Below are 24595 nucleotides of genomic sequence, written 5' to 3' on the forward strand. Positions count from 1 at the left end.
GCCCATGGCGCCGGAACGCACCGCGCGTCCGGGGGCTTTGAGCCTGCCCGGCAAGCGCAATTCCGCACTCGCATCGGCGGCCCTCACCTCTGTGGCCCTGCTCGGTCAGACGGCCAACGCCGCGGCTTCCCCCGGCGACGAGGCACCGAGTCGCGAGGAGGTGAGCCGACGGGTCAGCTCCCTGTACGACCAGGCCGAGTCCGACACGGGCACCTACAACGCCACGCGCGCGGCGGCGAAGGGACCTCGGGCGCGCGCCGACCGGCCGGCCGACGCCGGACACAGGCCGGGCGCCTCGGCTCGGGACGCCGAGAGCGGGCGCGGCGCTCCCGCGGTCGACAGCGTCGCCCGGCAGTGGTTCGAGGCCGCCCGCGCGAAGTTGGGTCCCACGGTCGCGGCGGCCCTGACGGGCGACAGGACGCCGGACCGTCCGAGGGGGACCCGGTCGGCCCGCCCGGCCGAGCGCACGGCGCCGGACCTCACCGACCTCGCACTGCCCTCGCCCGGCCGCCCTGCCCTGGAGCTGCCCGCGGCGCCGATCGCGGAGTTGACGGCGGGCCCCATCGCCGCGCCGGCCCTGCCCGCCCCGGCGGCCGAGAGCCAGCAGTCCACACTGAAGGCGTCCAAGGAACAGAACCAGCGCAAGATCGAGCGTGCCCGCGCCCTGCTGTCCGCGTACACGACGCAGCAGGTCACAGCACCGGCGGAGCTGGATCCGCTGACGGCACCGATATCGACGACGGACACCTGGGACTCCGTCCCGGCGCTGCCCATGGACACACGGGCCGTCGCCCCATCCCTGCCCGAGGACACATGGGGCACCACGCCGGCCCCGCCCGAGGACACATGGGGGGCGACACCAGCCCTGCCCACCGGCACATGGGACACCACACCAGCCCTGCCCACCGGCACATGGGACACCACACCAGCCCTCCCCACCGGCACATGGGACACCACCACATCCGCACCGGTCGCCGACGACACGTGGACCACCCCACAGGCCCCGGACACCGGTACATGGAGCACGGCACAGAACCCGGGCGACGCCCCCGGCGACGGGGCCGTCGCCCCCGCACCCGAATCCTGGGCCTCCACCCCAGCGTCAGACCCCGCACCCGCACCGGCCCTGACACCCGCTCCCGAGGACACCCGAGCGACCCGAGCCCTCGACTTCGCCCGAGCCCAACTGGGCAAGCCCTGTGTCTGGGGCACCACCGGGCCGGACGCGTACGACGCTGCCGGTCTGACCAGGGCCGCCTGGAGGTCGGCGGGGATCACACTCCCCCGCAGCCCGCAGGAGCAGGCGACCGCGGGACGAGGCATCGCCGTCACCGCCGCCGAGCCCGGTGACCTGGTCCTCTTCCACTCGGCCCACGTCGGCATCTACTCCGGTGACGGCATGATGATCCACGCCCCCGGCCCCGGATCGGTCATCCGTGAGGAGTCGATCCACTACGCCGGTGAGTCGGCGATCCACAGCATCGTACGACCGGTCTGATCCGCCTGAGCCGGGCGGGCCGAGGAAGATCGGGCGTTCAGGCGGCCTTCAGCGCGAGCGGCAGGGTGCCGAGGCCGCTGAGGAAGTTGGAGTAGACGGGCTTGGCGGGGCCGGTCTGCTCCATCTGGGCCACCAGGTCCCGCAACCCGGCCAGTACGGCGCCGATCTCCGCTCTGGCCAGGTAGGCGCCGAGGCAGAAGTGGGGGCCGTAGGCGAAGGTGACGTGTTTGTTGGGGGTGCGGTCCAGGCGCAGCTCACCAGGCGCGTCGAAGATCCGTTCGTCGCGGTTGGCGGAGGCGTTCCAGACGGTGACGAGGTCCCCGGCAGCGATCGGCCGGCCGGCGATCTCGGTGTCGGTCGTCGCGGTGCGGCCGGCGTGCAGGGCGGGGGTCGTCCAGCGCAGGATCTCCTCGACGGCGGTGTCGATCGCGGCGTCGCCCCGCTTGAGGGCCTGCCATTGCCCGGGGTGTTCCAGCAGGGCGAGGGCGGCGCCCACCATGGACAGGCGGGCGGTCTCGTCGCCGCCGAGGATCAGGCTGTAGCAGTTGAGCATGATCTCGTCGTCGTCGAGCGGCAGCCCGCCCACCTCGCTGCCCGCGAGCAGCGCGATGACGTCCGCGTGGGGGCTGTCACGCCGGTCGCGGGCGAGTCCCGCGAAGTAGAGCAGGATCTCGTTCTTGGCGATCCACGCGTCCAGCGGCGTACTGTCGGCGTCGTGCGAGCCGAGTGCCGAGGAGGTCAGGCTCAGTACATGGGCCCGGTCGCCGTCGGGTACGCCCAGCAGATCGCAGATGGCGGCGAGCGGGACACCGGCTGCCACGTCGGCGGCGAAGTCGCACGTGCCCTTGTCCAGCGCGTCGCGCAGCAGCCGGTCGACCGTGCGCCGCACGCTCGCCACGATCGGCTCCAGCGCCCGGGGCGAGAACGCGGACATCAGCACCCGGCGCAGCCCGGTGTGCTTGGCGCCGTCGGTGGTGGGGAGCATCCGGCCGGCCGCGGAGTCGCCGCCGGCGAGGAGGGTCTCCAGGAAATTGCCGCCCTCGGAGGTGAAGCGTGCGCTGTCCCGGTAGACGGCGGTGACGTCGGCGTGCCGGGTCACCACCCAGAATCCGGGGGCGGTGTCGGTGGCCGGGTTGCGGTGGACCGGCTGATGCTCCCTCAAGTGGCGCCATACGGCGGACAGATCGTGCTCGGCGTGCAGCCGTGCATCGGCCAGGTCCAGCGTGTCGAGGTCTTCCGGCGCGATGGTCCGCCGCGTGGTCATCCCGTGCCTCCCGTTGCACTGTTGCCTGCGTCCGCCCCCGAGGAGGTACTTCGAACACATGTCGGTTCCAGTGCTTCACAACGTAGTCCACGCGACGGGCTTGCTCGTCATGGCGTCCGGCTCGACCGCACCGGCCGGCTCAGCGGCGGCCGTCGGAGGCTCCGCCCTCCGGCGCGCGCCGGGCGAGCCACAGGGCGACCGCCTCCGCGATCGGCTGCTCGGTCTCCAGCTCGATGAAGCCGAACTGGCCGCCCTGGTTGCACTCCAGGAACCACCAGATGCCGTCCTCGTCCTCGGCGAAGTCGAAGGCGGCGTATGCCAGTCCGGCGAGTTTGACGTACTCGTGCACCGACTTGGCGATGCGTTCGGGGGTGTGGGCCGCCTCCCAGGTGTGCCCGGTCTCGCCGTAGCGTCCGTCGACCTGGCCGGGTTCGGCGGTCTTGCGGGCGGTGAACAGCCGGGTGCCGACGCAGGTCAGCCGGATGTCGGCCCGTTTGTGCACATACCGCTGGAGCAGCGCAGGGCCGGCCGCGACGGCGGTGAAGTCAGCGTCGGGGCCGATGAGGGTGGTGGGCAGGGCCAGTCCGTCACCGGGCGGGGGTCCCGAGGCGGACTTGATCACCACTTCCCGGTGTTCCTCGGCGAACTCCCGTGCCAGCCGGGGTGCCGTGGTGAAGACGGTCGGCGGCACGGCGAACCCGCTGAGGTGGGCGACCCTCAGCTGCCAGGGCTTCAGCCGCGCCTGTTCGGCGTTGCGCGGATGGTTCATCCACCGCGCGGAGGCGGAGTGGAGCATCCCGTACAGCGCCTGCCGGGTCTCGGCGGTCAGCCATGGCGAGGGGTGCGGGGCGTGCGCGGCGGGTTCGCCGGGTCTGCGCACCCATATGGAGCGCAGTCCTCCCATGCTGAGCACATGTCCGTTGACCGAGAGGTGTCCGTCGAAGTCCCCGTGGGCGTAGTCCACGGACAGCACGGCCTTTCCCGGCAGGTCGGCGGGGTCCAGCCGCAGCACGGGCGTGCCCGTCCCTTGCAGGTCGGCCACCACCATGTCGGCGGTCACGTCCTCCTCGGACGTGAGGATCAGTACGGTCATTCGGGGTCGTTCGTCAGTCGTCGAAGTGGGTCGCGGATCCCGCGGTGGACGTCGTCGTGCCGACCGCGAGCAGGAGGTCCGGGTCGCTGACCGCGGGTCGGCCGTTGGCCAGTACGTTCAGCTGTCGGGCCGGGTCGAAGTGATACGGCGTCACCGCGTTGCAAAGTCCCCGGGGAACGGCGTAGTTGAGGGTGAACGGTCGCATTGGTACCTCCACGGTCGCGTCTTGACTGCGTTACCGTCCTTTACGGGTTCCTTGCGTAACGAATTCATCACTTGCTGCCACATCGGGGTGAAGGTCGTCACATCCCGCGTCGCGTTCCGCACATCTTCGACACGACAAGCACCTTGTGCACGGGGCGAGTTCACCCGTGGTCCGGGTCCGCGGTGTCTCAGGACGTCGGCACTCCGCCGCCCTGAAGGCGTTCCAGGTCGGAGGGGCGGACCTGGATCACGAACAGGGCGATCACCGCGGCGATCGCGGTGAAGATCGCGGCCACGATGAAGGCGGCGGAGACTCCCGCGGTGAGGATCTCGTCGGCGTACTGCGCGGGCAACTGCCCGGTGCGTTCGAAGCGCAGCCGCTCCAGGGGGGTCGCCTGGGACAGGAAGGCGGGGATCTGTTTGTCGGCCTCGTTGTTGCTGGCCGTACCGAACATCGTGACCAGGATGGACAGCCCGAGGGAACCGCCGACCTGCTGGGTGGCGTTGAGCAGCCCGGAGGCGGCGCCCGTCTCGTGCACGGCCACGTTCGACAGCGCCATCAGGGTCAGGGACACGAACTCCATGCCCATGCCGAGGCTGAAGACGAGCATCGGGCCCAGGACACTGCCGGCGTAGGTCGAGTGCACGTCGGTCAGGGTCAGCCAGGCGAGACCCGCGGCGGCCAGGATCGCCCCCACCACCATGAACGGTTTGGGCCCGTACCTGGGCAGGAACTGGGACGCCAGTCCGGCGCCGACCGCGATGACGGCGCTCACCGGCAGGAAGGCGAGCCCGGCCTCCAGCGGGCTGAAGTCCAGCACGTTCTGCACGAAGAGCGTGAGGAAGAAGAACATGCCGAAGATCGCGGCGGCGAGGCTGAGCATCATGCCGTACGTGCCCGCGCGGTTGCGGTCCGCGAACATGTGCAGGGGTGTGATGGGCTGCCGGGAACGCTGCTCGACAAGGACGAACGCCAGCAGGAAGACGACGGCCGCCCCGAACGCGGCCAGCGTCAGCGCGTCCCGCCAGCCGTCCTGCGCCGCCCGGATGAACCCGTAGACCAGCAGCACCATGCCGATGGTGGAGGTCAGCGCACCGGCCACGTCGAAGTGTCCGGGGTGGCGCTCGGACTCCCGGATCCAGCGCGGCGTGGCGAGCACGATCAGCAGCCCGATGGGCACGTTGACGAACAGCACCCAGCGCCAGTTGAGCCACTCCACGAGCATGCCGCCCGCCAGCAGCCCGATCGCGCCGCCGCCCGCCGACACCGCGGCGAAGACGCCGAACGCCCGGTTGCGCTCGGGCCCTTCGGGGAACGTCGTGCTGATCAGGGCGAGGGAGGTCGGCGAGGCGATGGCGCCGCCGACGCCCTGGAGGGCGCGAGCGGCGAGGAGCTGCCACTCGTTCTGGGACAGTCCGCCGAGCAGCGAGGCGAGCACGAACAGCAGTACGCCGAAGATGAACACCCGGCGTCTGCCCAGGATGTCGCCCATTCTGCCGCCGAGCAGCAGCAGCCCGCCGAAGGTCAGCGTGTAGGCGTTGACCACCCAGGACAGGCTCGTCGTGGAGAACCCGAGCGCGCGCTGGATGTCCGGAAGGGCGATGTTCACGATGGTGATGTCGAGGACCACCATCAGCTGGCAGGACGCTATGACGAACAGCGCCATGCCTCTGCCACGACCATCGCTCCGCTCCGTCTCCTGCGGGGTGGTGGCCCGTGCTTCGGGTGTCGGCTCGGGATTGCTCATGCCATCGCGCCGTGGGCGGGGATTCGGTGCGGTCCCGCCACCATTCGACCGTACGCCGCCGCCGTACGGCCCTCCAGTCGATCACCGAGCCGGCGGCGGCGCTCCTGGTCAGCCGGTGGCCGGCGGGATGTTCTGGTTGTGGTGGAAGAAGTTGTACGGGTCGTAGGTGCGCTTGGTCGCGGACAGCCGGTCGTAGAGCCGGCCGTAGGTCGTCCGCACGCGGTCCGTGCTCTCCGCCTCGCCGAGGAAGTTGACGTAGGAGCCGCCCATGGAGTGCGGATGCAGATCGCTCCAGTAGTCGACGCTCCACTGCCGGATCAGCTCCGCGTTGGCGGGATCCGGGTCCACGCCCGCGATCACTCCGGACCAGACGGCGTCCCGGTACGCCCAGGCCGTGTCGTCGGCGCCGACCTCATGGGCGGCGGCGTCCACGGGGTAGAGGTGCATCAGGGACAGCGGGGTGGGGAGGTTCTCGCCGTACTTGTGGTGGACTTCGATCGCCGCGTCGGAGATCGTGTCGAAGAAGTCGCCACGCCAGTACCACTGGTAGCCCTTCGGGATGAGCTCGTCGAACATGCCCTGGAGGGCGGGGTAGGGCATGGGCGTGGTGAAGTGGAAGGCGGACGGCGCGGGGTCGTTCACCGGGGCCAGCACCTGTTCCAGGCGGTCGCCCGCGAGGTCACCGGTGTAGCACCAGACGATGCCGCACATCTTCTGCCCGTGCAGCGGCTCGGGGAACGGCGGTCCGGGCGGGATGGTGAACACGGTGAAGAAGCCGTACACGTCCTTCGGCGCGGCAGGCATGAAGTCCCGGTACCAGCGCAGCACTTCGGGGGTGCGGTCGACCGGCCACACCGTCACCGCCACCCCGACGGTGTCCACGGGGTGCATGCGGAAGGTGAAGGACGTGACGACGCCGAAGTTCCCGCCGCCGCCGCGCAGCGCCCAGAACAGGTCGGGGTGCTCCTCCTCGGAGGCGGTGACGAACGTACCGTCGGCGAGGACGACGTCGGCGGACTGCAGGCTGTCGATGGTCAGGCCGTATGCGCGGGTGAGGTAGCCGTGGCCGCCGCCGAGGGTGAGACCGCCCACGCCGGTCATCGAGATGATGCCGGCCGGAACGCCCAGGCCGAAGGTGTGCGCCGCGTGGTCCAGGTCGCCGAGCTGTGCGCCGCCGGCCACCTGCGCGGTCATCGCGCCGGGGTCCACGCGCACCCCGCGCATCGCCGACAGGTCCAGGACGAGCGCGTCGTCGACCATGCACAGCCCGGGTCCGCTGTGGCCTCCTCCGCGCACCGCCAGCTCCACTCCGGTGTCGCGTGCGAAGGACAGCACGGCCCGGACGTCCGCCACGTCCACGCACCGCGCGATGGCCGCGGGGCGTCGGTCGATCATGGCGTTGTAGATGCTGCGGGCTTCGTCGTAGCCCGGGTCCTGCGCCGTGATGACCGGCCCCCTCAGCGCCTCGCGCAGACCGTCGATTGCCGTTCCGTTGATGCCGCCCATGGCCGGGGCCCCTCTGTGTGAAGACGGTGAACCGCGGACGGATGACGGCGCTTGACGTCCGGGCGGGCAGCGGGGGCGTGGTGCGCGGATCCGTTCGCACCTCGTATCGATGTCGGCAGGGCACACCGGCCCCGCCGTGTCCCAGTCTTCACCCGGCGCTCGGCGGGCGCATGTCGGCCGAAAGCGCGGCCGGCGATCGTCCGCCTCTGTCAGCCCAACTCGGCCGCGGACCTCGCCCCCTGGTCACGCAGCCAGGCGACCAGGGCCGGGTGGCCGGAGCGATCGGCGGCGTCGAGTGCGGTCAGCCGGTCGTGACCGATCCAGTTGATGTCACCACCGCGTCGCAGCAGGTAGTCGGCGGTCTGCTGCTGTCCGCCGTGACAGGCGCACCACAGCGCGGCGGTGATCTGCTCCGCGGTGGGCGGGGCGGACCCGGAGGTGAAGCAGGCGGCGACCCGGTCGGCGTCACCGAGTGCCGCGGCCTGCCACAGGGTGGTGCGCGCACCGCGCTCGACCAGTCGCCGAGCGCAGTCCCACTGCCCGAAGGCCACCGCGTCCGCCAGCGGCGTGCCCCCTCCGACGACCGCGCCCTCGGCCTCGATGTCCGCGCCCAGATTGAGCAGCGCGTCCAGGACGGGCACGTCGTCGCAGCTGGCGGCCCAGTGCAGCGGGGTCTCGCGGTGCGGGCCGGTGAATCGCGCGTCCACGTCCGCGCCGGCGGCGACCAGCGCGGCCACGGTCCTGGGGCCGTCGGGCAGATGTCCGGGCCAGTCGGTGACGACATGCAGCAGGGTGCGGGTCGTGCGCATGTTGCCGAGCCGGGCCGTGGCCAGCGCCGGGTGCGCGGTGAGCAGGTCCTGCAACGCGGCCACGTCGCCGGTCCGGATCGCCTCCACGGCGGCGCGGGCCAGCGGAGCGGTCGTGTCGATCAGCATCGGGCACCTCCGGATCTTGGATCTCTGGATCACCCCCTGGATAACACGGCCCACTGACAACGCCATGTCTCTGCCGTGCGCCCGCCCCCTAGCCCGAGCGCTCGAAGTGGCTCGGCCGGCCGTCGTGGTGCACCAGCCGGCCGAGCCGCTGCGCCCGGGCCCTGGGCATGAGGGACCAGCTGCCGTCCGGCTCGCGCAGGGCGGCCGAGTGCCAGGGGGTGGTCCAGGCGTCGGGTGCGTCGAGGAGGCGGATGCCGAACTTGGGGGCGCCGGTCGGCTGGGGGTGGATCGACAGGCGTACGGCACGGGGGTGATGCTCGGCGATCAGCGCGCCCCAGGCGCGGCTGCGCCGGATGACGCCGTACGCCCGTCTGCGGCACTCGCGTTGGAGGGCGGAGCGGGTGCCGGTGTGGTCGGCGGTGTCCTCGACCAGGAAGCGGGTGATGCCGCGGTACAGGGCGAGGGTGGTGGCGTCGGCACGGACCTCGGCGCGCAGGGCGTCCAGGGTGGGGGCGTAGTCGTCCTGGACGTAGACGCGTTTCATGTCCCGCGGGAGGTCGCCGAGGACGTCGCGCAGGTCGAAGACGGAGAGGTTGCTCAGGTTCAACTGCGCGATGTCCGTGCGGAGTTCGTCCGCGTAGGCGTCTATGTGTGCGTCGGGGACGTGGATCAGGTCGCCGAAGACATGGCCGTCGGAGCAGATGACGACCCGGGCGCCGGGCGGGTGAATCCGCTCGATCTGCGTGCACAGGGTGTCGAGGAAGGCGAGGGAGAGGCGTTCGCCCATGTCGGGGAGGTGCCCGAGGGTCTTGGCCGGGTTGGGTGACTTGCAGGGGAAGCCGGGGAGGGTGAGGACGACGGGGGCGCCCTGACGGACGTAGTCGGTGATCCGGCGCAGTTGGTGTGGGAAGGACTCGGCCGTGGCGCGGGTCGGGTCGGTGGTGCGGTGGTGCGGCAGAAGCAGGTTCAGGATCTGCACGCCGGTGTCCGTCGGGAGGGTGTCGGGCTCGGTCGTCAGCAGCATGTCGTACCTCCAGGGGGCGTGCGGGCATGGCGCCATGGCGCCGGTCGGGCGTGGGGGGTTCGGATGGGTGGGGGGCCGGGGCGTGGGCATGGGCGGGTGGGTGTGAGCGAGTGGAGGCTGGATCAGGCGTGGGCCCGTCCCGGGGTGGAGGCCCGGGTCAGGCGTCCACCGGTCTCGGGGTGGAGGCCCGGGTCAGACGTCCGCCCGTCTCGGGATGGAGGCCCAGGTCAGGCGTCCGCCGGTCTCACAGTCGGCGGTCGTAGCCGACGGGCAGTTGGTTCGCGCCTCGGCCCAGGACGGACGGGATCCACTCGATGTCCTCGTCCCTGATCGCGAGGTGCAGCCCGGGCAGCCGCGCGAGCAATGTGCCTAGAGCGACCTGGAGTTCGGCGCGAGCGAGGGCGGCGCCGGGGCAGAAGTGGATGCCGTGCCCGAAGGCCAGGTGGGGGTTGGGCGAGCGGTCCAGGTCGAGTCGGTCGGGGTTTTCGAAGCGGTCCCTGTCCCGGTTGGCCGCGCACAGGGACACGATGACGGAGTCCCCGGCCGGGATCTCTCTGCCGTGCAGGTCGCTGTCCCGGTCGAAGAAGCGCCAGGTGGTCAGCTCGAAGGCGCTGTCGTAGCGCAGGAGTTCCTCGACCGCTCGGGGCAGCAGGGCGAGGTCGTCGCGCAGGCGGGCGAGCTGGCCGGGGTGGCGGAGCAGGGCGATCAGAGCCGTGGTGATCTGGTTGGTGACCGGCTCCTGGCCCGCGACCAGCAGCTGGAAGATCATCGAGTCCAGCTCCTCCTGGGACAGCTCGCCTTCGTCCCGGGCCACGACGAGCCTCCCCAGCAGGTCGTCGGCCCCTTGCTCCCGCTTGTGGGCGACGACCTCGGCGATGTAGCTCTGGAGCCCGTGCAACCGTGCCTCGTAGCGTGGCCGCTCCGGATCCGTGGGCCCCACGGGCTGGACGACCTTGCCCCAGTCACGGTCGAAGCGCACGGCCAACTCCACCGGCAGCCCGATGACTTCGGCGAGTACTTGGAAGGGGAACTGGGCGGCGAAGCCGGTGACGAGGTCGGCCGGCCCGCTCGCCGGGAGGGCGTCGACGGCGGCGTCGGCCAACTCCTGCAACCGCGGTCGCAGTTGCTCCACCCGGCGGGGTGTGAAGGCGTCCGTCACCAGGCGTCGCATCCGGGTGTGCTTCGGCGGGTCCTGGTGGAGGAGGTGGACCTGGAGCTGGGAGTGCTGCGGTTCGGGCATGATCGAGGCGCGGGCCCGCCAGCGGTCGTTGCCCCGATCGTGGTGCTTGCCGAGACGGTCGTCGTTCAGGGCGGCGTGGGCGGCCTCGTATCCGGTCACGAGCCAGGCCCGTACACCGCTGGGGAACAGGACACGGTGGACCGGGCCGGCCTCCCGCATCCGCTCGTACAGCGGATAGGGGTCGGTCTTGTACGGGCAGCCCAGGAGCGGGACCGGATCGGGCAGTGGCTGCGGCTGCGGCTGCGGCTGCGGCTGCGGCTGCGGCTGCGGGTCAACGGCCGGAAGGGGATCCTGGAGGGTCATGCGCGGTGCTCCTCAGAGGGCGAGTTCGGGCTGGTGGTGGTCCAGCCACAGGGCGAGGTCGACGACACGTTCGAGACGGAGGCGGTGGCCCCAATCCAGCCGCTCGGGCGGGGTGTCGAGGTGAGGCTTGATGCGGGTCGCGTCGGCCAGCGCTCGCACCTGTTCGACGGCGAGCGCGTCCCGGGCCAGGCCCTGGAGGCCGCGGTTGTAGTCGCAGTGGTGGGTGGCCGGGTAGTGGTTCTTCGGGCGGTGCAGGACCGAGTCAGGGGCGAGTCCCGCGCCGGCCGCGCGCAGCAGGCTCTTCTCCCGGCCGTCGAAGCTCTTCAGCGTCCAGGGGGCGTCGAAGGCGTACTGGACGAGCCGGTGGTCGCAGTAGGGGACGCGCACCTCCAGGCCCTGGGCCATGCTCAACCGGTCCTTGCGGTGCAGGAGTTGGCGTAGCCAGCGGGTCAGGGACAGGTGCTGCATCTCGCGCTGCCGGTGCTCGGTGGGCGATTCGCCGTCGAGGTGGGGTACGGCGGCCAGCGCGCTGCGGTAGGTGTCGTCACGGAACTCTGCGATACGCAGGTCGAGTTCGGGGTTCAGCGGCATGGCGGCCTCGTCGCCCGTGACCAGCAGCCAGGGGAAGGTGCCGGCGGCGAGCGCCCTGGGGTTGTGGAACCAGGGGTAGCCGCCGAAGACCTCGTCGGCGGCCTCCCCGGACAGCGCGACGGTGGAGTGTCGGCGGATCCGTCCGAACAGCAGGTACAGCGAGGTGTCCATGTCGCCGACGCCGATCGGTGAGTCACGCGCCACGACCACGGCCTTGCGGTGCTCGAGGTCGAGCAGCGCACGCGGGTCCAGTACGACCGTGCTGTGATCGGTCCCGATGAACGCGCCCGCCTCGGCGGCGTACGGCGTGTCGTGACCGGTGCGCAGGATGTCGCCGGTGAACTGCTCGGCCTGGTCGCTGTAGTCGACGGCGTAGGAGCGGAGGCGGGCGTCCGGGCCTTCGCGCAGGCGGAGTTCGTCGGCGAGCAGGGCGGTCAGGACGGTGGAGTCGATGCCGCCGGACAGCAGACTGCACAGCGGGACTTCGGCCTCCAGCTGCCCCCGGGCGGCAGTCGCGAGCAGGGCGCCGATCCGGTCCACGGTCGCGTCCCGGCCGTCCTCGTGCGCGCCGGCCGTCAGCTGCCAGTAGCGGCGCTCGCGGATGCCGCCGCGGTCCAGGAGGAGCAGGCCGCCCGGCTCGACCTCACGCACGCCTGACCACACGGTGGGACCGGTGTTGAACAGCAGGCTGTACGCCTCACGCAGTCCGTCCGCGTCGACGCGGGGCCGTATCTCCGGGTGCGCGAAGAGCGCCTTGGGCTCTGAGGCGAAGGCCAGTCCGCCGTCGACGGCCGCCCAGAACAGGGGCTTGACACCCAGCCGGTCGCGCACCAGCAGCAGCCTCTCGGCGCGCTCGTCCCAGACCGCGAAGGCGAACATCCCGTCGAGGTGTTCGGCCACCGCCTCGCCCCACTCCGCGTAGGCCCGCAGCACCACCTCGGTGTCGCTGCGGGTCCGGAACTCGTGTCCGCGGCTGCGCAGTTCGGCCCTGAGCTCGTGGTGGTTGTAGATCTCGCCGCTGTAGCTGAGGACCGACGTCGGGGTGTCGGCCCGGTCGGTCATCGGCTGGGCGCCGCCCGCGAGGTCGATGACGGCCAGCCGGCGATGCCCGATCGCGGCACGCTCACCGAGCCATACGCCGCCCGCGTCGGGGCCGCGAGCCGTGAGGGTGGCGGTCATGGCCTCGATGACCGGGGCGCGGGTGCGGGCGTCGTGATGGAAGGACACCCAGCCGGTGATTCCGCACATGGCAACTCCTGGATCAGGTCGGGACTTTGTCGGTGGCCCGCACGCGCCCGGGCACGGACCGCCGGCCGGGCAGGGCGAGCAGGGCCACGGCCAGACAGGCAGCCACCGCGGCCGTCGTCAGACCGGCCCACGCGCCCCCGCCGGACCCGGCGAGGGTCCAGGCGGCGATGGCCAGGGCCGGGCCGAGGGCGAAGCCGAGGCTGCGGGCGACCTGGACCGTCGAGCCGACGGTGGCGATCCGCTCCGGCGGGGCGGCGCCGAGGACGAGGGCCTGGGTGGGGCCGCCGTTGAGGCCCATGCCGATGCCTGCCACGGCCAGCCGCCAGGCCACGTCGAGCGGGGACCAGCCGGCGTCGAGCGGGATCAGCAGCAGGAGTCCGGCCGCGGTGAGCGCGGCGCCGGTGACGGAGACCGGCCGGAACCCGAGGGGAGCCCGCCTGTTCGAGCGCAGCCGGCTGTCGGCGAGCCGTCCGCCGAGCGGCCCGGCCAGGGCCATGCCGAGCGGGAAGGCGAGCACGGTCAGCCCCGTCGCGGTGGCGCTGACGCCCCCGTCCTGCCGCAGGTGCAGGGCGACGACGTAATGCATGGCGGCGAACCCGGCGGCCAGCGCCAGCACCGCCCCGTGCGCCCGGAACAGTCCCGCCGCCCGCAGTACGCCGGTCACCGGACGGCCACCCGGACCTCGCAGCCACCACCACAACGGCGGGACGGCGACGGCCGCGAGCAGCAGTAGTGGCGGTCGCTCGGCGCCCAGGGTCAGGGCGAGCAGCAACAGGCCCACTCCCCCGGCCACCGCGAGCGCGTCCGACAACGACCGCCGGTCCGGCCTGCGCGGCGTGCCGTCCTCGGGCATCGCCTTCCAGGCGACGGCCAGCGCCAGCAGACAGAACGGGATCTTGACCAGGAAGACCCAGCGCCAGCCGAGATGGTCCAGCAGCAACCCGCCCACCGCCGGGCCGGTCACGGCCCCCAGCGGCCCCAGGGTCGCGGGTACGCTCATCGCCCGGCCGCGCGCCTCGGGCCGTACGGCTCGGACGGCCAGCACCGGCATCAGCACGAACAGCACCGCCGCGCATACGCCCTGCCCGACGCGGGCGCCGATCAGCCAGGCGGCCCAGGGTGCGAGGGCCGCCAGTGCGCTGCACAGGGCGAAACCCGCGGTGGCCGCCAGGAGCGCGGGCCGCACACCCCCGCCGTCCAGCAGGCGGCCGACCGGCAACAGCAGGGCGACGACCGGGAGTTGGTACCCGAGTACCGCCCACTGGGCCGTGGCCGCCGAGGCGTCCAGACCGGCGGCGATGTCGGCCAGCGCCACATTCACGATGTTCATGTCGAGCATCGCCACGAACGACAGCGCGCCCGCCACTCCGACGAGCACCCAGCGATCCCTCACCCTCGCGCCCCCTCCCCCAGGACCGGCTGCCCGTGCGGCAGCTTCGTTCCAGAGGTCGGGGGCGAAGGGGGCCGAGTTCCCGGGCATGGCCGGAAATATGATGAAACGCGGAATCAGCCCTGTGATGGTGCGGTTGCTCGGCCCTGTGGTGGTGCGTCTGCTCGGGCAGGGTGACGCGTCACTCGGGCCGTGGTGGTGCTTCTGCTCGCCCAGTTACGGCGTCAGGACGTGATGACGCCGTCCAGCTTGCCGGACTTGGCGTCCGCGACCAGCGACGAGAACTGGTCGGCGCTCATCTGCACCAGCTGCCCGAAGTCGTCCGTGAGGACCACCCGGCGCTCGGCCGGGGCGGCGGGGTCGACGAACAGTTGCGGGCAGCCGCAGTCGCAGTTGCCGCAGAACGTCGCCACCGGGTCCAGGCCCTCGATGCCTGTCGTCTCGGTCATGGTTCACACCTTTCGCGATCGTGGGCGCTCACCGGTGTGACCGCCCGGAGCCGGCCCCCGATGCACCGCTCGGGGCCGACAGGGACATACCCGCGCCGTCGGGTTGGTCCGCGGCGGCCTCGGCGGGGTTGCGGTGGTCGAAGGCGATCAGCGGATCGCCGGTCAACGGGTGCTGCACCACGGTCGCCCGTACGCCGAACACCTCGGCCAGCAGGCCCGGTTGCAGCACATCCCGCGGGGCGCCGGAGGCGACCACTTGTCCGCCGTGCAGGACGTGCAGCCGGTCGCAGACGGACGCGGCGGCGTTCAGATCGTGCAGCGATACCAGGGTGGTGCGGCGCCGGCCGCGCAGCAGGGCCAGCAGTTCGACCTGGTGGCGGATGTCGAGATGGTTGGTGGGCTCGTCCAGGACCAGGACGTCCGGCTGCTGGGCGAAGGCCCGGGCCAGCAGCACGCGTTGCCGTTCGCCGCCGGACAGTTCGGTGAAGCGGCGCCCGCTGTGCCCCTCCATGCCGACATCCGCGAGAGCGCCGGCGACCACGTCCCGGTCGGTGGCGTCCTCGCCCGCGAAAGCCCGCTTGTAGGGCGTACGGCCCATGGCGACGACCTCGCGGACGGTCAGCTCGAAGTCACCGCCCCGCTCCTGCGGGAGCGCCGCGACATGCCGGGCCGCCTCGGCAGGACTCAGCCGGCGCAGATCGCCTCCGGCCAGCAGGACCCGGCCGGCGGCCGGCTTCAAGTGCCGGTACACCGTGCGCAGGAGGGTGGACTTGCCGCTGCCGTTGGGCCCGACGAGGCCGGTGATCTCCCCCTCGGCCGCGATCAGATGGGCGCCCGCGACGACCGTACGGCCCGCGTAGGCGACGTGCAGGTCATCGATGTCGATCCTCAACTGTCGCTCCCCCGCGTCGCCATGACTCTCAACTCCCGCTCCCCAGACGGCGGTCCAGCAGATACAGCAGCGTCGGCGCCCCGATGAGCGCGGTGACCACGCCGACCGGCAGCTCCTGGGTGTCCATCGCTGTACGGCAGACGATGTCGACGACCACCAGCAGCAGCGCCCCGAACAGCGCCGAGACCGGCAGCAGACGGCGGTGATCGCCGCCGACGACCAGCCGGCAGACGTGCGGCACCATCAGCGCGACGAAGGCGATGGCGCCCGAGACGGCCACCAGGACCCCGGTCAGCACACTGGTCACCGTGAACAGCTCCCGCCGCAGCCGGGTGACATGGACACCGAGCCCGGCCGCGGTCTCGTCGCCCATCAGCAGGGCGTTCAGGCCCCGGGCGCGGGCCTGGAGGCACAGCCACCCGGCCGGTACCGCGATCGCCGGGACGGCCAGCAGCTCCCAGTTCGCACCGCTGAGGCTGCCCATGAGCCAGAACAGGACGCTGTGGGTCTGCTGTTCGTCACCGGCCTGGAGCACCAGGTAACTGGTGAACCCGGACAGGAACTGTCCGATCGCCACCCCTGCCAGCACCAGCCGCAGCGGCGCGAATCCGCCGCCCCGCCGGGCGACCGCCCACACGAGCGCGAAGGTGGCCAGCGCTCCGGCGAAGGCCGCCCCGGACAGGCCGATTCCCAGGGCCCCGCCGGCCCCGACGCCGAGGACGATCGCGGCGACCGCCCCCAGGGAGGCCCCGTTGGAGATGCCCAGGAGGTAGGGATCGGCCAGCGGATTGCGCACCAGCGCCTGCACCGCCGTACCGACGAGCCCGAGTCCCGCGCCCACCACGGCGGCCAACAGGGCGCGGGGCAGGCGCAGTTGCCACACGATCAGGTCGTCGGTGCCGGGCCGCGGCGCCTCGCCGGACAGCCGTCGCCACACCACGCTCCACACCTCGCCGGGTGGCACCGATGTCGAGCCCCAGGCCACGGCGGCCGTCAGCGCGGCGAGGAGCAGGACGCCCAGGACCGCCGCGAGTACTCCGGCGGGCAGTGTGCGCGCGGCGGCGGCCGTTTCGCCGGCGGCCGTCGCGCGGGCAGGCGTCTCCCGGGCGGTCGCCTTCTCGCGACGCGGCAGCAAGGAGGTCACGGTCGGCCGGTCCGGGCGGGGTGGAGCGTCTTGGCGATCTGTTCGACGGCGTCGGCGTTCCGGACGCCGGCGATGGTGGTCCGCTCGGAGCCGATGCGCAGGAAGTGTCCCTCCTCGACCGCCTTCAGGCCCTTGGTCGCCGGGTTGGACCTCAGCCAGTCCTCCGCCTCGTCGAACGCCTTGTCGTCGGCGGCCTCGCTGCCCCGGCTGCGTACGCCGAGCTGGATCCAGTCGGGGTTCTTCGCGATCACGTCCTCCCAGCCGACCTGCTTGAAGTCGCCGTCGCAGTCGGCGAAGACGTTGCGGGCCCCGGCGAGGGTGATGACCGCGTTGGCGATCTGACGGTTGCAGACGGCCATGGGCTGCTTGGTGCCGGCGTCGTAGTCGAAGAGGAAGTAGCTGGGCCGCTCGCCCTCGGGCACGTCGCCGACGGTCTTCCGTACGGCGTCCACCTTCTGCTTCATCCCGGCGACGAGTTCCTTCGCCCTGGTGGTCGTCCCGGTCACGGCGCCGAGCGAGAGGATGTCGCTCTCTACGGCGGACAGGTCGGTGACCGGGGCCTTGCTCATGGCGGCACAGGCCGTGGACTTCAGATAGGTGTGCTTGATGCCGGCCGCCCGGAACTCCTCCTCGGTAGGCGCGTCCCCCATGCCGCCGCCCATGTTCATCGCGGCGAACGTGTCGATGTAGAGGTCGGCGCCGGAGCCGAGGAGTTTCTCCTTGGGGATGACGGTCTCGCCGAGCACCTTCACCTGCTGGGCCCGGGCGTCGAGTTCGCCCGGCAGGGTGCCCTTGCCGGGCGGGAAGCCGGTACCGATCACCTTGTCCCCGGCCCCCAGCCGCAGCAGCAGCTCCAGGGTGGAGGCGTTGGAGGTGACGATGCGCTCCGGGACCGTGGTGAAGGTGGTCTTCGCGCCCGCGCAGTCGGTGACGGTGACCGGGCGGCCCGCGGAGTCGCCCTTGCCCTCGGCGGTGTCCGCCGTCTCGCCGGCGCCGCTTCCGCAGCCCGCCGCCAGCAGGCCACCGGGCACCACGGCCGTCGTACTCCGCCACACACGAGAACGCATCGAAACTCCCCACGATCCACTGGATGCCCGGGCGGATCCCCGTCACCCGAACCAGTAGTCGGAGCGGACGCGGTGTCAGTTCCCGGCGGGGGAACCGACACCGCGTTCCTCGTCAGGCGGCGACGGCGGCCGGTTCGGCCACGGGCACGGCCACGGGCGTGGGCACGGGCGTGGGCGCGGGCACGGTGTCGACCGGGGCCTCGGCGTGGGTGTCGGCGTGGGTGTCGGCGTCGGCGTCGGCCAGCAGGCCGACCAGGGTCGCCCGGGCGCGGGCCACCCGTGAACGGACCGTCCCGACAGGGCAGTCGCTCCGCTCGGCCGCCTCCGCGTACGGCAGACCCATCAGCTGGGTCAGGACGAACGCCTCGCGGCGTTCATCGGGCAGCGTGTCGAGCAGATCGAGCAGAGCCACGCCGTCGTCGAAGCCGGGCAGGCCGGTCGGCTGGGTACGTTCCGCCAGCAGCGCCCAGTCGTCGGTGTCGCACAGTTTGGGCCGGGCAGCGGCGTACCGGTGGCTGTCGATCACCGCGCGACGCGCGATGGACAGCAGCCAGGCGCGGGCCGAGGAACGGCCCTCGAACCGGTGCAGACTGCCGAGCGCCCGCAGGAACGTGTCCTGCGCCAGATCGTCGGCGGCCTGCGGATCGGCGGAGAGATGCGCCACGTACCGCACGACGTCTCGGTGCAGGGAACGGACGAATCGGTCGGCGGCGTCCGGGTCGCCGCCGCGTGCGGCCAGCGCCCACGCGGTCGTCGACTCGTCGCGAGCGGCCGACCTTGAGGGCAGGGCAGGAGTGATCACCTGAGTCCTTCTCGGGTAGTCCGGGCTCCGGCGGGCGAGGCACGAGGACCAGCGCGTAGGCAGACGTGTCGGCGGGCACGAAGGCGACGCCGAAGTCGCCGTCGGCCCTGTGGACGCAAGCCATGCGGATACGCCGTACCGGAGGGTCCGGGGGTGTGGGATACGGCCGTACGGGGAGGTACGGCCGAGGCCCGAGGCACGGTCGGCGTCGACGAAGCGACTGCTCGACGTCCGCACCGCGGTCGACGGGTCGACGGGTCATCGGATCGACGGATCGACAGGTCGACGATCGACGGCGGTGCGGTACGGCCTCGGGGAACCGGCTGTCTCAGACGACAGCGATCCCCGGTGGAGGCCCCCGAGAGGTGATCGTGTGGACGAGCGGAAGCAGCCGCGGCGGCCGGTCGGAGCGAGCCCGGCCGGGCCGCAGACGCGGGCGGTGCGGCGGTGGAGGCAGGACGAGCGCCAGCCGCAGCGGGGCTGCCAGCCATCCGGCGACGGCCCGCATGATGCGGAAGGCGGCACGCTCACCGTGGCCCAGCCACAGGCCGCACAGCAGCGCGGCAAGGGTGTGGGCTGCGAACATGCCGAGCGAGGACGAGCCGGCCATGTCGTGGCCCATCGACATATGGCCCAACGACACATGACCCACCGACATATCGCCGAGCGACATGTCGCTCAGGCCCGCGGGGAGGTCCATGTGGCCCGTGCCCATGTCCCCACCGCCCATGTGGCCTGCCGACATGTGCCCCGTCGACATGTGGCTCATGTGGCTCGGGTCCATGTGCTGCGCATCCATGGAGCCCATAGCCCCCATGTCCGAAGAGCCCATGTCCTTGGCGCCCATCGACTGCGCGAACTCGAACGCCGCGTGCAGTCCACCCTGGACGAGGACGACGACGGACACGACCAGCGGGAGCCCCCGCTCACGGCCCGCGAGACACCACCCCGCACCGCCGGTGGCGAGCAGCCCGGCCGCCAGGGTCCACCAAGGGACGGTGGCGCCTGACATCAGGACGTGGCCGAGGGCGGCGAGCAGCACACAGACGGACGCGAACACCGCGGCCCGTATCGTGCGCACACCCCACCCAACAGTCATGACGGCCCTCATCCTCGCATCCTGGGCCCACTCGTCACGGGTGGGTACGCACTACACCCCCACCCGACACTCAAGCCCAGGAGAGTGATACAGGACACATGGACGCCAGGGAACCTGACGCGCTCGCCGACCGACTTCTAGGGGAGTGGGGTGACCCTCACCCGCCCCCGCCGGGGCGGACGACGATCGCCTGTACGTCGATCCGCCCGGCCCGCTCGAAGTGCAGGGTGAACGGTACGAATGTGCCCTCCTGCCAACCGGGCCGCGCCCGCAGTGTGACGTCGAGGCCGAACGGGGACATGGCGAGGGTGCCGCCGGCCGGGACGCGGGCCGAGTCCACCGTCCGCGCGGTTGCCGCGCTGGCGCTGATCATGCGGTGGCGGCTGAGTGCCGTTCCGCTCTCGGCGGCGGGCGAGGTCACCTTCAGCAGTCGGTCGTCCGCGCCCCCGGAGTTGGTGATCCGGAAGAACGCGGCCGTGTCCCGGACTTCGCCGTACGGCAGGAACACCCGGCCCTCGGTCACCGCGATCCGCGCCGGACTGCCCGCGGCCCCGTAGGTGACCCAGGTGGTCAGACCGCCCAGGGCGATGCTGCACGCGGTGACCGGGGCGAGCGCGGCCAGCAGTCCGTCGGCGATACGGCGCCGGTTCGGGCGCTGGTCCGGGCGCCGGTTGTGGGAGGCGGCCGTCGACTCGGCCATGGATATGGTCATCGGCCGTAGCCCTCTCGATCCGTTTCCGTTTCCGTTTCTGTTTCCGTTTCCGTTTCCGTTTCCGTTTCCGGGTCCGTGGCCGTGCCCATGTCCCTGCCCATCTCCGTGCTCGTAACCGTGGCCGCGGCCGTGTCGTGCCGGCGGGCCCGGCCGGGCGTCGGTTGCCAGGCGCGCAGCCGCAGGCTGTTGCCCACCACGAACAAGGAGCTCACCGACATGGCCACCGCGGCGACCATCGGGTTGAGCAGGCCGACCATGGCGAGCGGCACGGTGACCGCGTTGTAGCCGAAGGCCCACAGCAGGTTGACGCGGATCGTGCCGAGGGTGCGCCGGGCGAGTCGTACGGCGTCGCCGAGCGCTTCGATGTCGCCGCGCACCAGCGTCACATCGGCGGCTCCGATCGCGACGTCCGTGCCCGTGCCCATGGCGATCCCGAGATCGGCGCCGGCCAGCGCCGCGGCGTCGTTGACACCATCGCCGACCACCGCGACGCGGCGGCCCCGCTCCCTCAACTCCCGTACGAGGTCGGCCTTGTCCTCGGGGGTGCAGCGGGCGTGCACCTCGTCGATGCCCAGCGCGGATGCCACCGCCCGGGCCGGTGCTTCCCGGTCGCCGGTGGCCAGCACCGGGCGTACGCCGAGGCGCCGCAGCCGGTCCACGGCGCGGTAGGCGCCGGGGCGTACGACGTCGCCGACCTCGATCAGGGCCTGGGTCGTCCCGTCGACGCGGACGAGGACGGGCGTGTGAGCGGCGGCCTCCGCCACCGGCAGCGCGTCCGCCAGCGAGGCGGGCAACTCGTCGTCCGGCGCGAGGACTTCGACCAGCCGCCCCTCGACCACGCCCCGCACGCCCCGGCCCGTCTCGGCGCGGAAGTCGCGTACGTCGGGCAACGGCCCTTGTTCGGCCAGGGTCCGGCGGGCGTATGCGACGACCGCGCGGCCCAGCGGATGTTCCGAACCCTGTTCGACGGCCCCGGCCAGCCGTAGCACGGCTTCCTTGCCGAGGCCGTCGGGCACGGCGGTGACACGGGCGACGCTCATGTGCCCGGAGGTGAGGGTGCCGGTCTTGTCGAGGACGACGGTGTCGACGTGCTGGAGCCCTTCCAGGCCCTGCGGCCCCCGGACCAGCACGCCGAGCTGCGCGCCGCGTCCGGTGGCGGCCATCAGTGCGGTCGGGGTCGCGAGGCCCAGGGCGCAGGGGCACGCCACGACCAGCACGGCCACACTCGCGGTGATCGCCGCCTGCGGATCCGCCCCGGCCCCGAGCCAGAACCCGAGCACGGTGACGGCCAGCGCGAGCACCACGGGCACGAAGACACCGGCCACGGCGTCGGCGAGCCGCTGTGCCCGCGCCTTGCCGGCTTGTGCCTCGGTGACGAGCCGGGTGATGCGGGCGAGTTGGGTGTCGGCACCGACGGCCGTGGCGCGGACGAGGAGCAGCCCGCCGGCGTTGACGGCGCCGCCCACCACGGTCGAGCCCGGCCCGACCTCGACCGGTTCGCTCTCTCCGGTGACGAGCGACAGATCCACGGCGGAGTTGCCCTGCACCACCTCGCCGTCGGTGGCGACCCGCTCGCCGGGCCGCACGACGAAGACCTGTCCGGCCGTCAGCTCCTCGATGGGGACGAGGCGTTCTGCCCCGTCCTCCCGTACCGTCACCTCCTTGGCGGCGATCCGGGCGAGCGAGCGAAGCGCGGCACCGGTGCCGTGCCGTGCTCGCGCCTCCAGGAAGCGGCCCGCCAGCACGAACAACGGGACGCCGACGGCGGCTTCGAGGTAGACGTGCGCGACGCCGTCCGAGGCGGAGGGCAGCAGGCTGAACGGCATCCGCATGCCGGGCGCGCCCGCGCCTCCGAGGAACAGCGCGTACGCCGACCAGGAGAAGGAGGCCGCCACACCCAGGGAGACCAGCGTGTCCATGGTCGACGCGGAGTGCCGCAGCCCGCGCAGCGCGCGCATATGGAACGGCCACGCACCCCACACGGCGACCGGTGCGGCCAGTACGAAGCACAGCCACTGCCAGTTGCGGAACTGCCAGGCGGGCACCATCGACAGCACGAGCACCGGCACCGCGAGCAGCGCGGTCACCAGCAGCCGGTGACGCTCGGCACGGGTTTCCTCGCCCGCCCCGGGGTCGTCGTCCTGGCGTTCGGGTCGTTTCGGAGGTGCGGGCAACGCGGCCGTGTAGCCGGCCTGTTCGACCGTCGCCACGAGTTCCTCGGGGCGGACGTCCGGCGGGTGGCTCACCCGGGCGCGTCCGGTGGCCAGGTTGACCGTGGCGGTCACGCCGTCCAGTTTGGCGAGCTTCTTCTCCACCCGGCGTACACAGGCCGCGCAGGTCATTCCGCCGACGGTCAGGTCCGTGGTGGTCATCCGGGGTGCCGGTTCGGTGGTCATCAGCCGCCGCTCCCGTGCCGCATGTCCATGTCCCCCATGTCCCCCATGTCTCCTGGGTCCGCGTCGCCGCCGTCCGTGCCGTCGCCGCCGCCGTCACCGCTCGTGCCGGAGCGGTGCATACCGGGCGCGACGGGACCGGCGGCGGCTCCGACGGCGTACGACACGGTGAAGACGAGGGCGAGCAGCACGAGAAACCCGCAGAGGGCGGGCGGCACACGTTGGGGTTTTTTCATCTACGGCCTCCTGACGCACGTACCGCTTCAGGAGTCGGGTGCGGGCGGCGGGGAGTTCCCGGGCCGCCCGGGCCGCCGCGCGTGCCTTTCAGGAAGATCCGCTGCGACGGCTCCTGAACCACCACGCGCCGGCGGCCAGCACGACGACGGCCGCACCGATGCCGATCGGGAGGGCGACCGGGATGCTGTCGTCATCCGCGGCGTCGTCCGCCGAGGCCCCGGCCGACGGTGCCGAGGGGCTCGGCGAGTTCGCCGGCGCGCCGGTCGACGGGGTGGCGGACTCCGGCTTCTCGGTGGGTGTGGGGCTCACGGCCTTCGCGCCGGGTGCGGCGGGCTTCAGCGCGAGCTGGGGCGCGGGGTGACCGTGACCGTGTCCGTGGTCGTCGCCGCCGTTGTCCTCGTCCAGTTCGATCCAGCGGTCCACACGGCCGTCGCCGTAGGTCTGGAGGGTCTTGAAGACCAGCGTCTCGGCGTCGGGCAACTGCCTTACGGTGACGACGTATTCGGCGTCCTCGCCGACCCGGAGTTTCGGTCCGGAGACGGTGTAGCCGCGGCCGGTGGGGGCGAGCTTCCAGCCCTGGGGGCCGTTCTTGTAGGTGATGTCCTGCGGGGTGATGCCCTCGGGGAGGATCACCTCCAGCTTGCTGATCCCGGCGGTGCCCGACTCGGACTCGGCGGTGAAGGTCAGCGCGACGTTCTGGTCGAGCGCCCGGGCGCCCTCCGCCTCGACCTCGGTGTGCGCGGCAGCCGGACCGGCCAGGGTTACGGAGGCGGCGAACGCGACCATGGTCAGGGCGCCGGTCCGGCGCAGGCCGCGGGGCAGGGTGGGGCGGGGCACGTGCGACTCCCTCGTACCGGTGATGTGGTCGGTGCATTCAAGCGCAGGGCCGGCCTCATGGCGAGGGGCTCGCCTGCGGGGGCCGGCGCTGGCAGGAGGTGACGACCACGAAGGGCCACACGGACTGGATGGCCGTCACCAGGCGTTCTGCGGCTCCGGCGGCTCCGCCCTGGTGCATCTCGAGCATGAACCAGGCGGCGCCGAACACCATCAGCCCGGTCGCCGTGAAGGCGGGCACGGGCCGCAGCCCCCACGGAGCGGCTCCCCGGCGATCGGCGGCCAGAACAGGCCATACGGCGAGGAGGGCGAAGCCGACCGCGGCGGCCGAACCGTGGCGCAGTGACCCGCCGCTGCTCGGCGGCGGGATCAGGGCCACCGTGACCGCCGCCACCCCACCGGCGGCCAGTGCCACCCGCCCGGGAAGCGCGGCCGGGCGCAGCCCCCAGGCGGTGAGCACATGGCAGATCCCGAGGGCGGCCAGCGCCCCGCTCATCACCCAGAAGCCCGCGGCGCCGTAGGCCGCGAGGACGCTGATCGTCTGGGTGGCGGGGTCGTAGGCGGGCCCTTCGAGCAGCGCCGCGATCGTCCAGCCGGCGATCAACACGACCGGCGCGCATCCCGACGACAGCAAAGCCCATCTAGGCACGAGTTGCATCGAACAACCGTAAGACGGGCGCATCGTCGGGCCCGTCAGGTACACGCAGGGCGAGGCGGCCGGTGTCCCGCCCCTCGACGCGCTGGGATCGACGCCCTCGCGCGGTGGGATCGACGCCCGTCCAGCAGGCGGGATCGATGCCCCTCCGGCGAGGCGGCAGCGACGAACAGCCGTGCACACATCGAACACACCGACCGGAAGCGCCACCCTGCGCCAGGCTGCGCCACCCCTTCCGGCACATAGAAATATCCACCAGCATGAATG

22 protein-coding genes are annotated in these 24595 nt (G+C 72.2%); 1 reads left to right on the forward strand and 21 read right to left on the reverse strand.

Features of this window, described 5'->3' with window-relative positions:
• Positions 1–4: 4 nt before the first annotated feature.
• On the forward strand, positions 5–1498 hold the full coding sequence (locus ACHBTE_RS10600; RefSeq protein WP_394723374.1) for an NlpC/P60 family protein: 1494 nt from the start codon (positions 5–7) through the stop codon (positions 1496–1498).
• 37 nt (positions 1499–1535) lie between these two features.
• Here ACHBTE_RS10600 and ACHBTE_RS10605 read toward each other — a convergent pair whose 3' ends face one another.
• The 21 genes from ACHBTE_RS10605 to ACHBTE_RS10705 all read right to left on the reverse strand — a co-directional run bounded on the left by ACHBTE_RS10605 (position 1536) and on the right by ACHBTE_RS10705 (position 24331).
• A complete protein-coding gene (locus ACHBTE_RS10605; RefSeq protein ID WP_394723375.1) occupies positions 1536–2762 on the reverse strand; it encodes a cytochrome P450 in 1227 nt (408 codons plus the stop codon).
• A 139-nt stretch (positions 2763–2901) separates the two neighbouring features.
• Positions 2902–3855, reverse strand: coding sequence for an MvdC/MvdD family ATP grasp protein (locus tag ACHBTE_RS10610; RefSeq protein ID WP_394723376.1), 954 nt, complete (start codon positions 3853–3855; stop codon positions 2902–2904).
• A 13-nt stretch (positions 3856–3868) separates the two neighbouring features.
• Positions 3869–4060 carry a putative ATP-grasp-modified RiPP gene (tgmA, locus tag ACHBTE_RS10615; protein ID WP_394723377.1) on the reverse strand — a complete coding sequence of 64 codons (192 nt, stop codon included), beginning with the start codon at positions 4058–4060 and terminating at the stop codon, positions 3869–3871.
• Between the two features lie 187 nt (positions 4061–4247).
• Positions 4248–5726, reverse strand: coding sequence for an MFS transporter (locus tag ACHBTE_RS10620; RefSeq protein WP_394723632.1), 1479 nt, complete (start codon positions 5724–5726; stop codon positions 4248–4250).
• Positions 5727–5915: 189 nt separating this feature from the next.
• Complete coding sequence (locus ACHBTE_RS10625; protein WP_394723379.1) at positions 5916–7313, reverse strand: FAD-binding oxidoreductase; 1398 nt, start codon at positions 7311–7313, stop codon at positions 5916–5918.
• A gap of 209 nt (positions 7314–7522) precedes the next feature.
• Positions 7523–8248, reverse strand: a complete 726-nt coding sequence (locus tag ACHBTE_RS10630) for an ankyrin repeat domain-containing protein (RefSeq protein ID WP_394723380.1) — start codon at positions 8246–8248, stop codon at positions 7523–7525.
• A gap of 88 nt (positions 8249–8336) precedes the next feature.
• Positions 8337–9272, reverse strand: coding sequence for an L-tyrosine/L-tryptophan isonitrile synthase family protein (locus ACHBTE_RS10635; protein WP_394723381.1), 936 nt, complete (start codon positions 9270–9272; stop codon positions 8337–8339).
• A 244-nt stretch (positions 9273–9516) separates the two neighbouring features.
• Positions 9517–10815 (reverse strand): cytochrome P450, encoded by a 1299-nt coding sequence (locus ACHBTE_RS10640; RefSeq protein ID WP_394723382.1) that lies wholly within the window; start codon positions 10813–10815, stop codon positions 9517–9519.
• A 12-nt stretch (positions 10816–10827) separates the two neighbouring features.
• On the reverse strand, positions 10828–12654 hold the full coding sequence (gene asnB / locus ACHBTE_RS10645) for an asparagine synthase (glutamine-hydrolyzing) (protein WP_394723383.1): 1827 nt from the start codon (positions 12652–12654) through the stop codon (positions 10828–10830).
• A 13-nt stretch (positions 12655–12667) separates the two neighbouring features.
• The gene (locus ACHBTE_RS10650) at positions 12668–14047 is read right to left on the reverse strand and encodes an MFS transporter (protein ID WP_394723384.1); all 1380 of its coding nucleotides are present in this window, start codon (positions 14045–14047) and stop codon (positions 12668–12670) included.
• A gap of 221 nt (positions 14048–14268) precedes the next feature.
• The gene (locus ACHBTE_RS10655; RefSeq protein WP_394723385.1) at positions 14269–14493 is read right to left on the reverse strand and encodes a hypothetical protein; all 225 of its coding nucleotides are present in this window, start codon (positions 14491–14493) and stop codon (positions 14269–14271) included.
• 28 nt (positions 14494–14521) lie between these two features.
• Complete coding sequence (locus tag ACHBTE_RS10660; protein ID WP_394723387.1) at positions 14522–15385, reverse strand: ABC transporter ATP-binding protein; 864 nt, start codon at positions 15383–15385, stop codon at positions 14522–14524.
• A gap of 28 nt (positions 15386–15413) precedes the next feature.
• Complete coding sequence (locus tag ACHBTE_RS10665; protein WP_394723633.1) at positions 15414–16433, reverse strand: FecCD family ABC transporter permease; 1020 nt, start codon at positions 16431–16433, stop codon at positions 15414–15416.
• Between the two features lie 92 nt (positions 16434–16525).
• Positions 16526–17596 (reverse strand): ABC transporter substrate-binding protein, encoded by a 1071-nt coding sequence (locus tag ACHBTE_RS10670; protein ID WP_394723388.1) that lies wholly within the window; start codon positions 17594–17596, stop codon positions 16526–16528.
• 112 nt (positions 17597–17708) lie between these two features.
• A complete protein-coding gene (locus ACHBTE_RS10675) occupies positions 17709–18398 on the reverse strand; it encodes a sigma-70 family RNA polymerase sigma factor (protein ID WP_394723389.1) in 690 nt (229 codons plus the stop codon).
• A gap of 328 nt (positions 18399–18726) precedes the next feature.
• A complete protein-coding gene (locus tag ACHBTE_RS10680) occupies positions 18727–19497 on the reverse strand; it encodes a hypothetical protein (RefSeq protein WP_394723391.1) in 771 nt (256 codons plus the stop codon).
• A gap of 157 nt (positions 19498–19654) precedes the next feature.
• Positions 19655–20209, reverse strand: coding sequence for a copper chaperone PCu(A)C (locus tag ACHBTE_RS10685; protein WP_394723392.1), 555 nt, complete (start codon positions 20207–20209; stop codon positions 19655–19657).
• The gene (locus tag ACHBTE_RS10690) at positions 20206–22605 is read right to left on the reverse strand and encodes a heavy metal translocating P-type ATPase (RefSeq protein WP_394723393.1); all 2400 of its coding nucleotides are present in this window, start codon (positions 22603–22605) and stop codon (positions 20206–20208) included. Before ACHBTE_RS10690 ends, ACHBTE_RS10685 begins: the two co-directional genes overlap by 4 nt.
• Positions 22605–22838 carry a hypothetical protein gene (locus tag ACHBTE_RS10695; RefSeq protein ID WP_394723395.1) on the reverse strand — a complete coding sequence of 78 codons (234 nt, stop codon included), beginning with the start codon at positions 22836–22838 and terminating at the stop codon, positions 22605–22607. Before ACHBTE_RS10695 ends, ACHBTE_RS10690 begins: the two co-directional genes overlap by 1 nt.
• Before the next feature lie 88 nt (positions 22839–22926).
• Positions 22927–23676, reverse strand: a complete 750-nt coding sequence (locus ACHBTE_RS10700; protein ID WP_394723396.1) for a DUF1775 domain-containing protein — start codon at positions 23674–23676, stop codon at positions 22927–22929.
• 55 nt (positions 23677–23731) lie between these two features.
• Entirely contained in the window at positions 23732–24331 is a 600-nt protein-coding gene (locus ACHBTE_RS10705; RefSeq protein WP_394723397.1) for a DUF998 domain-containing protein, read from the reverse strand.
• Positions 24332–24595: the final 264 nt, after the last annotated feature.

The organism is Streptomyces sp. M41 (assembly GCF_043673425.1).
Taxonomy (GTDB): Bacteria; Actinomycetota; Actinomycetes; order Streptomycetales; family Streptomycetaceae; genus Streptomyces.